Raw genomic sequence first — 13907 nt, forward strand, 5'->3', positions numbered from 1 at the left:
CGAGTCTTGCCGTCGGCATGGCATCAGTGTGACACCAGAGTGACGAGCCGGGGCGGAGCGGCGGTCGATGCCCAAGGCCTGCTGAGCCGGCATTCGGGCTTAGCAAAGACTTAGCATAAGAACGACGAATTGCTGGGTCGCTCCCCCTAGGGACGCCCTCTGCGCGGGGTGTGTTTTGCCCCCTTTTTCACGCTTTCCAGGCGTGCGCCTTCAACCACGCGGCCACCTGTCCCTACAGGGCGTACAGCCCCTCTTCTGCCCCCCGCCCCGACCGGCCGTTGACCAGCCACCGCGAGGCACGGAGACGAGGGCGGAACGCAGTCGATACCGGGCGAGGGTGTCAGCCCCGGCCGCACCCATTCCCTGCTCTGCGCCACCGTACACGCCGGACCTGCACCCGACCGAACCCACACTCGCGCAGCGTGGTATACCAGCCACTGGCCGCCTGCCACCGGAGACGCAAGTTGAGGAAGGCCCCTCGACCGGCAGCACGACCTCCCACGCCGGAATACCCGCCTGAGACCGCCGATGACGTTCCGCACCCGCGCCCCGTTCCTGCTGCTGCTGGCCGCCGTGGCACCGCACACACCGGCACTGGCCCAGCCCGCCGCCTACTCCGTCACGCCACCGGCAGGCTGGCTGAGTGCCGCGCAGGACGGCGCCACGCTGTTCGTTCCGCCCGGTGGCCCGCCCGGCAACACCTACATCCTGCTGCTGCCCGTGCAACCACGCACGGCCGACTTCCCCGCGCAGTTCACTGCCAACCGCCAGCGCATGGAAGCCGCGCTCGGACTCACGCTGACCCTCGAGCGGCCGGGAAAGCGCGGCTCCGGTGCCGCTGGTGACTTCGCGGCCTGGTTCGGCACCTACCGGTCCAGCCAGGGCATGCGGCACGTGGCCTACATGGCACGGGCCGACAGTGGCGCCTACGGCTCCATGCTGTTCCTGGTCGATTCCGACTCCGGGTACCAGCGCCACGCCGGGAAGGCCACGGAGATGTTCAACGGGCTGCGCCTCACCCCCGAGGCCGCCCGGCTCGCGGCCGCCGCGCCTCCGCTCACTCCGGCCGCGCCGCGTGAGCCGGCCGGCACGCCGCCAACCCGGCCCGGTCCGGTGCACGTGACCGCGGGGCGCGTGCCGGCCGACGCGCTGTCCGGCCGCGCGCTGGACCTGCGGCGGGAGCTGGGCGTGTCGCACCTGGAAGGCACCTGGGTCTTCGACACCATCAAGCGCGACTTCCGCGTCAGCTTCGGCTCGCAGACGATGGCATCCGGCAGCACCTACGAGACCATGACGACCTCCATGACCACCATGGAAGGTGGCGGCGGCACCTACCTGCGCGTGGAGCCGGACGGGCACTATCGCTTCTTCCACGGCTACCGCGACCGGAACTGCAGCACCACGCTGACGCACGAGGGCACGCTCACGCTGGAGGGCCGCCTGCTGGTGATGCAGCCACAGCGCGCACACGAGTCCAGCCACCGCCTCACGGCAGGGGCCCCGCGGAGCTGTGTGGAGCGTGACGGCGATGGCTCACTGGCGCCGCGCCGCTACACGGTGGACCTGACCGTGTCGCAGACCGTCTACGGCCTGCCCACGTACCACCTGTCGCTGACCAACGCCGATGCGCGCGGCGAATCCATCAAGAGCTTCGAACGACTGCAGGCGCGGCCGCTGCCGGAATCCGCCGGCATGCTGCCCAACAGCACCCCGCCCACTCAACTGCCGCCGCCGCGCATGGTGGGCACCTGGCTGGTGGCGTCTGACGATGCGCCGCTGGACGCGGCGGGGTTCCTCTCGCCGGCCACGCGCTACGATGATCGCCGCTACCGCGCAGGGCTGCGCATCCTCGCCAATGGACGATACGAGCTGGTGGTGCGCCGACCGGACGTGCTCAGCGCACCGGTGTGCACGCGTGACCTGCTGCTCGTGGAGCAGGGCGAGGTGCGGGTCGCCACGTCGCCGTACAACGCCAACGGTGGCAACCTGATCCTGCAGCCCACCTCGTCGCGCCTGGACGACCGGATCCTGCAATGCGGGGCCGAGAGCGTGCAGCGCACCGCCGACCTCTCACTGGCACCGCGCCACCTGCACTGGCAGATGAGCGGAAGCCGGGGCGAGCAGCTCGCCGTGCTGTGCGGCGACTGGGCCGACCGCCAGGCGGCCTGGCGCTTCCTCTCCTGTCCGCAGGATGCCGCCCAGGTCTACCGCGGGTACACGCGCCAGTGAGCGGCGCGGCCGGCGTCGCGGCGCGGGAGCACCGTCAGTCGTTCCACGCCGACGCGAGCGCGGCATACAGCAGCGCGAACCCGATGGCCACGGCCGTGCCACCGATCAACGCCGGCTTCGACCCGAGCCGCGCCCCCGCGTGCAGCCCCGTCGCAAGGCGACCGTCACGGTGGCTCGCGGAGCCGCGCAGCACGATCGCGCCGTAGTCACTGAAGTTCAGCGCCACGTCACCCACCACCGCCGCACTCCGGGACCGGAATCGCCGCTCACGCACGATCCCCGCGCCCACGTCGACCGCCAGGCCGCTGGTGTCGAGCCAGCGGCGATACCGGACCTTCGCGCCAACGTCGGGCCCGAGCACGAGCGCACCACCGATCGCGTGGTTCGGCCCGCGGTTCGCCATCATCCCCAGCTCCACCAGGATCTCGCTCGCGTGGTCCTCGTCGCGGAGCCCCGGGTAGACGGTTCCATCGTAGCCGACGGCAGGGCGGCTCGTGGTCGCCACGTTGCGCAGGAAGCCGAGCTCCGTCAGCACGAATCGCCGGCACGCGGGAAGCGGCTGGCCGCGGAAGCAGGTCAGGCGGGGCGGCTTCCCGGCGGCGGCCGCCGCCGACTGTGCCGCGAGCGGCCCCGGTGCGCCCGCCGCCAGCCCGAGGACAGCGAGCCAGACTGCGCGCGGGCGACGGAGCCCAGCGGTGGTGGCGTGTGGTGCGCGGAGAGTCACGTGGAAGCGCCTTGATCGAATGGACATGGAGACCCCATCCCGATGATCGCCACGCCCCCATCCGGCGCACATACGTCACCTGACGTAGCCTCGTGTCTCACCTGCTGCACGCAGGCGTGCCGAGCCAGCCGCGGGGAGCCGGCGTCGGCGGCGAAGCCTCCGCCAGACGACAGAACCGGGCGCCCGCCGCTTTCGCGGCACGACGCCCGGCTCGGATGGCAGGACTGTTGACGACACGGACAGGGTGGGATTCGAACCCACGGTACCGTTTCCGGCACGCCGGTTTTCGAGACCGGTTCCTTCAACCACTCGGACACCTGCTAGCAAACGCCGAGGAACTGGCGCGCGCTCCTGGGCGAGGTATCGAAGGGGAACTCCTCCGTGACCACATCGGCAAAGTCCCAAAACCAACGCGCACACCGGCTGACCATCCGCAGTCGCGAGAGGCAGACACATGCGCTTCTCGTTTGTCAACCCGCTCCACGCTCAAGGGTTCTTCCGACGCGAACGATGGCAAGAGTCCAGCATGGCACCCAGGCGATCGTGGAGCACGCGAGCGTCGTCGTGGAACGAGCAGGAATCGCGACGCGGACGTTCTATCGCGTTGCGACGAACCGCTTCGCCACTCGCCGCGACTGCGGAACGGACGGCCAAAGCGCACTGGTCCCCCGACCCACGCGAAACGCATAGCAGCTAGACGGATCGATGCAGCCGGTGTTGGTATTGATCGAGACGGAAAGCATCGAAGTCGCGACTGAGACCCCGCCCTCCACGATCCTCGCCCGCACAAGGAGCGTTCCGGAGTAGTAAGGCTCGACCCACCGAGCGTAAGTCGGACCCGTGGCCGAGATGGACCATGATTGACCGCCGTCGCTCGACACATCCCAACCAATCGTGGATGCAGGCGGCGCATTGACCGCCGTTGCGTACCACGAGTGCGAGCCAGCTTCAGAAACAAAAGTCGGGCCGGCTATCGTGATGCTCACCTGTGACACCGGCGGTGGTCCTGGGTAGGCCCTGTCAGTATCCCAGCAGTTCGACGGGAGTGAGCACACGAGAACGGGACGGGTCACAATATCGTCTGTCCCAAGGGCATTGTCGTGGAGCTGGAAAGTGACGGAATCCTTGTACGGGGCACCATCGACCGAGCGTGCGAAGGACACGCGGTTCACGAACACCTTTGCGCCGTCAGCGTCGACATACGACGTCCCGCCGAGACCCTGCATGACGGTGCCGCCAACCCTGGTGCTCCAGTTGACACTGTAGTTCCCGGATCCAGTATTGGCACTTGGCAGAGCGTTCAGGTGGTTCGCGACGACATTGCTCAGTATGTACCCTTCGCCGTAGGGCTGATCGTCCGTATAGTAGGTGACCGGTTGCATGCTGCGCCACCGAACGATGCAGGGCCCTCCGTTCGCGGCACCAGCGTCGAAACCGGTGCCCTCGGCGTTCTGCAGGCCATTGCAGCCCTTCGATGCGATCAGTCGGTTCACAATCTGCGCCGCAGAGAGATACTGAAAGCGCGCGCGCATCAACGCCACGACGCCGCTGACAACCGCCGTGGCGCCGGACGAGCCTTCGAGGCCAACGATACTCGTGCTCCCAAGCGTGCGCGTCGCGCTGCCGACAACTGCACGAATCTTCCACGGATTCGATCCCAGCCCGTACACGTTTGTCGGGAAGCTACCGTCTTCGAGCATTCCTGACACGGCCAAGACTTCCGCCTGAGCAGCGGGCCACACGGGCGTCGAACCATACGGACAGACCTGCGCTGGTGGACCGTCGTAGCAAGTCCCCGCGGCACCAACGTATACGATGCCTAGACCATAGTATCCGCGATCGATCTCGTCGGAGATCGCCTGGGAGAAACGGGTGAGCCCCCACGCCATGTTGATCACCTTCGCGTGGCGAACAGATGCCGCCATCACAAGGGCTTGGCGCATTTCCCATGTACCGCCAAATGTGTTGATGAGCACGTTGTCGTTCCCCCATACGAACGCCATCGAGGCACCATAGGCGACGCCGACGACACCACTTCCATCTCTCGGCGCGCCGATGATACCCGCGCTGCGTGTGCCATGGGCACATGTCGGAAAGGGGAAATTGTTGGACACGGTCTTGTCGACCGTCAACGCCCGCCCGGCACTTGCACCCGCGGCAAAGCGGCCCGGAGCGAACTCGGACGCCGGCGACTGATCGAGGCCGGTGTCAGTTACGCCGACCACGACTCCGGTCCCAGTCGTCATCCGCCACGCGTTCGCGATGTTCATGCCCCAGAAGGTCCGGAAGGATCGCGAATACTTGTCGGCGCCGGAACCGAGCGTCAACGACAGCAACGAGCTCGAGGACAGGGGATCCCCAACTCCGCAACTGCTGAACGACTGCACAGGGGCCGATGCAGGTTCGACGTACGACGACGACGGCAGTCGACGAAGCTCCCCGAGCGCTCGGACGCCGGAGACCTTCACCACGGCAAGCGGTGCGTGTACGGAATCGACATACGTGACGCGAAGGCCCTTGACCCGAGCCAGTTCATCTGCCTTCTGCACCCAGGCGTGTCGGGTTAGTGTCGGCACCCCCCGTTCAACCGATCGCAGCGCACCTGGCGCGCGGAGTCCGACGATGACAGCGGAGTCAGTCCGAGCGATGACGGCCCAGAGCTCGTCATCGCTAAGCGACGTCCAACGTGCTGGCGCCGCACCGCGGTCCTTCAACACCTGTGCGGACACCGCGCCAGCCGCGGCCACTGTCGGATCCGTGGGGTCCAGGGAGCAACCTTGGGTCGCGATGCACGCCAGGAGAAGAAGCGCAGCTCGGCAGCGAGCCGCGCGCACATGTCGCGCGATAGCGACTAGAACGGCGGGCAGAGCGACCCGTGGTTTCGTGGCAGGTCGTGTGCCCGCAGTACACGCTGTCCTTCGGAACCGTCGCACTGACATAGTCGCTCTCCAGACATAAGGTGGATCAGCACAATAGGAGTCAGCGCCCGTGGTGTGTCAAGGGCGGATCGTGCAGGCCTCGAGTGTCGGAGCTTCTGTCGGAGTTGAGCGGATAAGGCCGCATGCAGGGCGCGACCGCCATGCTGAGAGACCACGTGTGTGCCGAGCGATCCCGGACGCAGAAAACTGATACCGTCGGCCTTTGGGGGTTACCCGAGGTTGTGCATGACACGCGATACTTGCGGCAGGGCTGATGAGTCTTCCTGCCTGATGCGCTGTGCCGTGCCTTGCCGTCCTGCCCTGTGTTACGACTGCCTGCAGCGTGGGGGGAGTGCGCCCAGGTGCGTCGCGCGCGCTCTGGTGGGGACTGCAGGCACGGCGAACGCAATGCTACATGCTGGGCGGCGAGGCTCCGCCTGATCAGCAGTCTGCGCCACCTCTTGACCTTGGGAACTCCGCCGCTCGCGGCGTGCCTCGAGACGACACTTCCACAGCGCGCCGCGTTTTCCGCGTCGGTGTGGATCGCCTCTCTGGGAGAGGCTGGCGCGCCAAGGGATGGGTGACCCTGTTGATAGTGCTCGTCCACATGAACGAGCGAGACCCAGGCCCGCCGAGGCAGTCGCGCACCCTCTTCCTCAGCGGCCGCTGATCAAGTTCAGCCGCCGGAGGGCGCCACAGGGATCCGACGCGGCCCCGCTGAGAATCTCAGCGGGCGCTGCCTCGGCCAACTTCTTCCTCTGAGTAGCGCGCCTGACCGGCCGCCCGGATGCCCCGAAATAGAGTCCGGGCCCCACCGAAGCGACGGCGAGACCCGGACGACACTGAGTGATGTACACGGACAGGGTGGGATTCGAACCCACGGTACCGTTTCCGGCACGCCGGTTTTCGAGACCGGTTCCTTCAACCACTCGGACACCTGTCCAGCAACGCCAATGAACCGGCGTAGCCTTTGAGTCTAGGCACTTCAGGGCGACGGGTCAACGTCCATGGAGGTCACGGCCTCCTCCCGCCGGCCGGCGAAGAAGGCCTTCAGCATCGCGCCCGCCTCGTCCGCCAGCACCCCGCCGGCCACCTCGGGCCGGTGGTTCAGCCGCGGATGCCGCAACAGGTCGCCCACCGACCCCGCCATGCCCGCCTTCGGGTCCCAGGCGGCGAACACCACCCGGTCCACGCGGCTCAGCACGATCGCCCCGGCACACATCGCACACGGCTCCAGTGTCACGTACAACGTGCAGCCCGTCAGCCGGTCACTGCCGCGGACCGACATGGCCGCGCGCAGCGCGCGCAACTCGGCGTGCTGCGTGGCGTCGGCATCACCACGCATGGCGTTGGCGCCGGTGGCGACGAGCGCGTCATCCGCCACCACGCACGCCCCCACCGGCACCTCCCCCCGCGCACGCGCAGCGGTTGCCTCGTCCAGCGCCACCTGCATCCAGCGCGCGTCGCCCGGACGCGCGAACGCACTCACGCCACCGCTCCCGCCGCGCTTTCCTCCGCCGGTGCCGGCGCCGGCGCCGATGGTGCGTCCGACACCTGCCGCGTGAACACCAGCGTCTGCCCCGCCCCGGGGGATGCCACCACCGTGTCTCCGTCGTGCAGCGTGCCGTCCAGCAGCGCCAGCGCCAGCGGGTTCTGCACCATGCGCTGGATCGTGCGCTTCAGCGGCCGCGCGCCGAACGCCGAGTCGTACCCCTCACCCACCAGCAGCTGCTTGGCCTCGGGCGTGAGCGTGATGTGCAGCTTCCGGGCACCGAGCATGGCGTCCAGCTTCCCGAGCTGCAGGTCCACGATGCTCGCGATCTCGGCCTCGCCCAGCGGCCGGAACACCACGATGTCGTCGATGCGGTTCAGGAACTCGGGACGGAACTGCTGCCGCAGCATCCCCAGCACTTGTGTCTCCACCAGCGCCCAGTCCTCGGCGTACCGCTCGAGGATCACCTGGCTGCCGATGTTGCTGGTGAGGATCACCACGGTGTTGCGGAAGTCCACCGTGCGCCCCTGGCTGTCGGTGAGGCGCCCGTCGTCGAGCAGTTGCAGCAGCACGTTGAACACGTCGGGGTGCGCCTTCTCGATCTCGTCGAAGAGCAACACCGAGTACGGGCGGCGCCGCACGGCCTCGGTGAGCTGCCCGCCCTCGTCGTAGCCCACGTAGCCCGGCGGCGCGCCGATCAGGCGCGCCACCGCGTGCTTCTCCATGTACTCCGACATGTCGAGCCGCACCATCGCGCGCTCGTCGTCGAACAGGAAGTCGGCCAGCGCGCGCGCCGTCTCGGTCTTGCCCACGCCGGTGGGGCCGAGGAAGAGGAAGCTGCCGATGGGGCGGTTGGGATCCTGCAGGCCGGCGCGCGACCGGCGCACGGCGTTGGACACCGCCGCCACCGCGTCGCGCTGCCCGACCACGCGGCGCGACAGCTCCTCCTCGAGCTTCGTGAGGCGCTCGCGCTCCGACTCCAGCATGCGCTGCACCGGGATGCCCGTCCACTTCGCGACGACCGCTGCGATGTCGTCGTCGCCGACCTCCTCCTTCAGGAAGCGGCGCCGCCCGTCCCGCACCGACACCACCGCCTCCGCGTCGGCCAGCTCACGCTGCAGTTGCGGAATGCGCCCGTAGCGGATCTCGGCCGCCTGCTGCAGGTCGCCCGTGCGCGCGGCGCTCTCGGCCTCGGTGTTGGCGTGGTCGATGGCCTGCTTGATGCGGCCGACGTCACCCAGGGCCTGCTTCTCCTGCTGCCACTGCGCCTTCATGGTGGCGCCCTGCGTCTTCAGCTCGGCCAGCTCGCGCTCGAGTGCCACCAGGCGCTCGCGCGCCGGTGCATCGGTCTCCTTCTGCATCGCCTGCCGCTCGATCTCGAGCTGCATGACCCGGCGCTCCACCTCGTCGATCGGCTGCGGCAGCGAGTCGATCTCGATGCGCAGCCGGCTCGCCGCCTCGTCCAGCAGGTCGATGGCCTTGTCGGGCAGGAAGCGGTCGCCGATGTAGCGGTTCGAGAGCGTGGCGGCGGCCACGATGGCCCCGTCGGTGATGCGCACGCCGTGGTGCGACTCGTAGCGCGCCTTGAGCCCGCGCAGGATCGCGATCGTGTCGTCGAGCGTCGGCTCGCCCACGAACACCGGCTGGAACCGACGCTCGAGGGCAGCGTCCTTCTCGAGGTGCTTGCGGTATTCGTCGAGCGTGGTGGCACCCACCATGTGCAGCTCGCCGCGTGCGAGCATCGGCTTCAGCATGTTGCCGGCGTCCATCGACCCCTCGGCCTTGCCGGCGCCGACCAGCGTGTGGAGCTCGTCGATGAACACCACGATCTCCCCCTCGCTGTCGACGATCTCCTTCAGCACCGCCTTCAGCCGTTCCTCGAACTCGCCGCGGAACTTGGCACCCGCGATCAGCGCGCCAAGGTCGAGCGAGAGGAGGCGCTTGCCGCGCAGTCCCTCGGGCACGTCGCCGTTGACGATGCGCTGCGCGAGCCCCTCGACGATGGCCGTCTTGCCGACGCCCGGCTCACCGATCAGCACCGGGTTGTTCTTGGTGCGGCGCGACAGCACCTGGATCACGCGGCGGATCTCGTCGTCGCGGCCGATGACCGGGTCGAGCTTGCCGTCGCGCGCACTCTCGGTGAGGTCGCGGGTGTAGCGCTGCAGCGCCTGGTAGCGGTTCTCGGGTGACTGGTCCGACACCTTGTGCGACCCGCGCACCGCGGTGAGCGCGGTGGCGAGCGCCTCGGATGTGGCGCCCATCGCCGTCAGCAGCGCGCGGCTGTCGGTGCCCTTCACCGCCGCGAGTGCGAGCAGGAAGTGCTCGGTGCTGACGTAGTCGTCGCCGAGGGCCTTCGCATCGGCATCGGCGCGGTCGAACACCTGGTTCAGCTCGCGCGAGACCTGCGGCTGCGCCTCACTCTGCTTCGGATAGCGGGCCGCCTCGGTCTCGGCGCGCTGCCGGAGCTCGGGCGTCTTGACACCGGCCTTCTGCAGCAGCGGCACCACGATGCCGTCCTGCTGCGCGATGAGCGCCAGCAGGAGGTGCAGGTCGTAGACCAGCGGGTTGCCGGCACGGCGGGCCAGCGACACCGCCTCGTTGACGGCTTCGCCGGACTTGATGGTGAGGCGGTCTGGATTCAGCATCGGGAGGTCTGGGATCTGGGGAGAAGCGTCACGATACGCGCATTCACCACGGAAGGTGCAACACGGGGACCTCCGCGACCTGCCACACCGGCCCGCGACGGGCGCCGCCGCGCCGTCAGCGTGGCAGGCCGTCGGCCCGACTGGCAGGCCTTGCCAGCGCCCCGGTCAGCCCGATACGCTCGCAGGCATGAACCGGCACCGAATCCCGTCATTCGCGGCGCTCCTCGCCGTCCTCGTCCTCGGCGGTTGCCGAAGCCGGAAGGCCGACCTCGGCATGAGCGACAGCGCCTTCGTCCAGGTGATGAGCGAGCTGAAGGTGGTGGCGGACGAACCGAAGATCACGCCGGACGTGCGGGCGCAGCGCCGCGACGCCGTGCTCCGCCGGCGCGGTGTCTCGGCGGCACAGATCGAGGGGCTCTCGACCACACTCACCGAGCACCCCCGCCACGCCCGCGACCTCTGGTCGGCGATCGACCTCAAGGCCATGAAGCTGTCGCAGGTGAAGAACAACACCGGCGGCGCCGCGCGCTGACCGACGGGCACGGAAAAGGGCGCGCCGGAACCCTCCGGGCACGCCCTTCACCGATGAACGACCAGCTTCTTCACCATGGCCCGTCCGTTCACCTCCAGACGGTACAGGTAGATGCCATCCGGCGCATCCCGCTGCGTGCCATCAACCCGGCCATCCCAGTACGCCTGATACTGCCGGCAGGTCAGCATCACTCCATTCAGCCGCCGCGCTCCTTCCAGCTCGCCGTTCGGACCGGTGAGCTGGGCTACCGCGACCTCCTGTGCGAGGAGGTTGTAGATCCGCAACGACACCCGGTACTGCCGCCGGGAGTCCCGGCAGACGGGCGGGTCCCCCACGAAGAACGGGAACCGCGTCTCACCTGCCGTGGGATTCGGAGAACTCTGCCCGAGGTCGAACCCGTCGGGACGCAGCTTCACCGGCGCGGGGGCCGGCGAGACTGGGGCCTGGGCGAACGACGACACCGGCAGTGCGACGGCGAGCCCCACGGCCAGGTGCCGTGCGAGTCTCCGCCAGGTCATGCCACACTCCAAACGAACGAGAGAAGTTTTCTGAGCAACCTCGAGTAAAGGACCGGTTTCGCCTGCACTTCACGATCAGCCTAGGATATCTCAGTACACCGGTCAAGCAAGCAACGGACCAGCCCGACGCCAGTGCTCACTGCAATCGGGCACGCCGGCGCTTCAGTGACGACAGCCACACGCAAGGCTCAGGTCGCCGCCCAGGCGTCGAAGGCCCGCAGCGGCCGGCCATCGGTGAGGTGCGCGTGCACGAAGATCCGCAGGAGTCGGCGGTGCGCCCGGACCGTCGGGTCCCCAGCCCCTGCCGATGCCGGCTCCTTTCCGCCGTCGGGCGGGTCGGCCACGAGGCCGGGGCCACGCAGCGGGCCAGCCGGCTCGCCCGCCAGCCAGCCGCGTACCGTCGCGCGGGCGGTCGCCGGAAGGCGCCGGCAGGGCACCCGGGCTGCGCAGCCGTCACAGAGCACCCCGCCGGCGTCGGCGCTGAACGACAACTCCAGCCCCGGTGCCAGTTCGCGGTCGCACTGCACGCAGGCGTCCAGCGCCGGCGTGAACCCTATGGCGGAGAGCAGCCGCCAGATCGCCCGGATCGATTCCACCGCCGGTTCGGCGCCGCCGGTGATCGCGTCCAGCCCATCCCGCAGCGCGTCGAAGGCGTCGGCCGGCGTGTCGTCGTCCGCCGCCACGCGCAGCATCACCTCCGCCAGCGCCGACGCGCCCTCGAATCGCTCCAGTGACCCGCCGAGTGCCACGCGCGAGCGCACCACGTCGAACCGCGCGAGGGTGTGCAGGTCGCGTCCGGGGCGCGTCTCGTACTGCACCTCGCCCTCGGCGAACAGGTCGACGGCCGACCCGAACCGTCGCTGCGACGAGCGCGCGCCCCTGGCCATGACGGACTGCACGCCGGCGTCCCGGGTCGCCAGGCGCAGGATGCGCGACGACTCGCTGTAGTTCAGCGCGTGCAGGACGATGGCGGTGGTGACGACGGAAGGCACACCCGCAATCTACCGGCATCACACCGGCGGCCGGGGCTCACCCGGGGCGTCGCAGCGGGACCAGCGTGGGAGCGCCGACGGCGGGATCGTGCGACACCACGAGCGGCCAGCCGTACACCGCCTCCAGCACCGACGCCTGCATCACGTCGCGCGGTGTGCCCGCCGCCGCCACCCGTCCGTCGTGCATCAGGATCAGCACGTCGGCGAAGCGTGCGACCAGCGTGAGCGTGTGGCTCACCAGCACGACCGTCCGCCCCGCGCGGGCCTCCCGCGAGAGCGTCTCGAACGTGGCCATCTCGTGCGCGACGTCGAGGAAGGTCGTCGGTTCGTCGAGCAGCAGGACCGGAGTGTCTTGTGCCATGGTGCGCGCCAGCCGCACGCGCTGCCACTCACCGCCGGACAGTTCATCCGTCCGCCGCGACGCGAACGCGACGACGTTGGCGCGTTCCATGGCCGCCTGCACGATGGCATCGTCCCGCGCCGCGGGGGCATCCCACACGCCAAGGAACGGTGACCGTCCGAGCGCCACGTAGTCCCGTACCAGCATCGGGAACGCCAGCGACTCGCGCTGGGGCATCACCGCCACCAGGCGGCTCACCTCGCGCGGGGAGGCGTGGAGGAGGTCGGTGTCGCCAACCATGATGCGCCCCGACCGCTGCGGCATCAGCCCGAGCACGCCACGCACCAGCGAGCTCTTGCCGCTGCCGTTCGGCCCGACGACTGCCGTGATGCTGCCGGGCGCGGCGAGGAACGACACAGCCTTCACCACCGGCGTCGCGGTCGGGGCGTACGCGAGCGTGACGCCATCGAAACGGAGTGGAGTGGCGGCGGTCACCGCACCCTCCGCAACCGCGAGAGGAACACCGGCACGCCCACCAGCGCCGTGATCGCGCCGATCGGCAGCTCGATCGGCGCCCGCAGCGTGCGTGCCAGCAGGTCCGACAACAGCACGAGGGCCGCGCCGGCGAGCGCGGACGACACGATGAGCGGGCGGTGGCGCACGACGCCGAAGGCGCGCACGACATTCGGCACCACGAGCCCCACGAACCCGATCAACCCGGCTGCAGACACGCTGGCAGCGGCAAGGAGCGCGCTCAGGAGGAAGACCTGCCGCGTGGCCGCGCCGACGTCGGCACCGAGTGCCGCAGCGGATTCCTCGCCGAGGGACAGGACATCCAGCACCCGTGCGCGTGCGACGAGCAGACCGACGCCGACGAGGACATAGGCCGCGAGCCAGGCCACGCGCGTCCACGAGGCATCGCCCAGGCTGCCGGCCATCCAGAACAGGGCGCCCCGCACCTTGTCCGGCGGCTGGTCCGCGAGCAGGACGAGGATCGCGGCGTTCGCGAAGGCGCCGATCACCACGCCCGCCATCAGCAGCGTGCGGGAGTCGCGCGCGCCTCCCGCCGCGCGGGCCAGCCCGAGCACCACCAGCACCGCCGCGATGGCGCCGGCGAAGGCCGCCAGCGGCAGCAGTGCCCCGTCAACCACGCCAAGGATCATCGCGACCACGCCGCCCAGTGCCGCGCCTCCGGACACACCCAGCAGGTACGGCTCGGCGAGCGGATTGCGGAGCGTGCCCTGCAACGCCGAGCCACTGCTGCCCAGCGCGCAGCCGACGAGGATGGCGAGGGCAACGCGTGGCAGCCGCAGCTCGCGCACGATGGTCACGGCGAGTGCATCGCCCTGCCCCGCCAGTGCATGCAGCGCCGCGCCGGGGTCCAGCGGCACCGCGCCGATCGCCAGGCTCGCGATCACCAGCAGGACGAGTGCGATCACGGTTCCGGCCCAGAGCACCGCCGGCCGGCGGTGCGGTGCCGCCATCGTCAGCGCCTGCCGGACGCGCCGGCACCGCCG

Annotated in this window: 10 protein-coding genes and 1 tRNA gene; 2 read left to right on the plus strand and 9 right to left on the minus strand. The window is 69.4% G+C overall.

From position 1 onward, the window contains the following. Window positions 1-528 precede the first annotated feature (528 nt). Complete coding sequence (locus tag IT355_07135) at window positions 529-2229, plus strand: hypothetical protein (GenBank protein ID MCC7053027.1); 1701 nt, start codon at window positions 529-531, stop codon at window positions 2227-2229. Window positions 2230-2263: 34 nt separating this feature from the next. Here IT355_07135 and IT355_07140 read toward each other — a convergent pair whose 3' ends face one another. The 5 genes from IT355_07140 to clpB form a co-directional block, all read right to left on the minus strand. Beyond that, on the minus strand, window positions 2264-2953 hold the full coding sequence (locus tag IT355_07140; protein ID MCC7053028.1) for a hypothetical protein: 690 nt from the start codon (window positions 2951-2953) through the stop codon (window positions 2264-2266). A 596-nt stretch (window positions 2954-3549) separates the two neighbouring features. After that, a complete protein-coding gene (locus IT355_07145) occupies window positions 3550-5502 on the minus strand; it encodes a S8/S53 family peptidase (GenBank protein ID MCC7053029.1) in 1953 nt (650 codons plus the stop codon). Between the two features lie 1225 nt (window positions 5503-6727). After that, window positions 6728-6814: transfer RNA gene (locus IT355_07150), tRNA-Ser, on the minus strand. Window positions 6815-6856: 42 nt separating this feature from the next. Then, window positions 6857-7324, minus strand: coding sequence for a nucleoside deaminase (locus tag IT355_07155; GenBank protein MCC7053030.1), 468 nt, complete (start codon window positions 7322-7324; stop codon window positions 6857-6859). A gap of 32 nt (window positions 7325-7356) precedes the next feature. Then, the gene (clpB, locus tag IT355_07160; GenBank protein ID MCC7053031.1) at window positions 7357-10008 is read right to left on the minus strand and encodes an ATP-dependent chaperone ClpB; all 2652 of its coding nucleotides are present in this window, start codon (window positions 10006-10008) and stop codon (window positions 7357-7359) included. Between the two features lie 187 nt (window positions 10009-10195). Between clpB and IT355_07165 the strand changes: the two genes are divergently transcribed. After that, window positions 10196-10540, plus strand: a complete 345-nt coding sequence (locus IT355_07165; GenBank protein MCC7053032.1) for a hypothetical protein — start codon at window positions 10196-10198, stop codon at window positions 10538-10540. A gap of 47 nt (window positions 10541-10587) precedes the next feature. On the opposite strand, the gene IT355_07170 is transcribed toward IT355_07165, so the two are convergent. The 4 genes from IT355_07170 to IT355_07185 form a co-directional block, all read right to left on the minus strand. Next, entirely contained in the window at window positions 10588-11058 is a 471-nt protein-coding gene (locus IT355_07170; protein MCC7053033.1) for a hypothetical protein, read from the minus strand. A gap of 188 nt (window positions 11059-11246) precedes the next feature. Continuing rightward, window positions 11247-12050 carry a DNA repair protein RecO gene (gene recO / locus IT355_07175; GenBank protein MCC7053034.1) on the minus strand — a complete coding sequence of 268 codons (804 nt, stop codon included), beginning with the start codon at window positions 12048-12050 and terminating at the stop codon, window positions 11247-11249. Window positions 12051-12087: 37 nt separating this feature from the next. Next, on the minus strand, window positions 12088-12885 hold the full coding sequence (locus IT355_07180; GenBank protein MCC7053035.1) for an ABC transporter ATP-binding protein: 798 nt from the start codon (window positions 12883-12885) through the stop codon (window positions 12088-12090). Next, window positions 12882-13874, minus strand: a complete 993-nt coding sequence (locus IT355_07185) for an iron ABC transporter permease (GenBank protein ID MCC7053036.1) — start codon at window positions 13872-13874, stop codon at window positions 12882-12884. Before IT355_07185 ends, IT355_07180 begins: the two co-directional genes overlap by 4 nt. Window positions 13875-13907: the final 33 nt, after the last annotated feature.

Source organism: Gemmatimonadaceae bacterium (assembly GCA_020851035.1).
Classification (GTDB): domain Bacteria; phylum Gemmatimonadota; class Gemmatimonadetes; order Gemmatimonadales; family Gemmatimonadaceae; genus JACMLX01.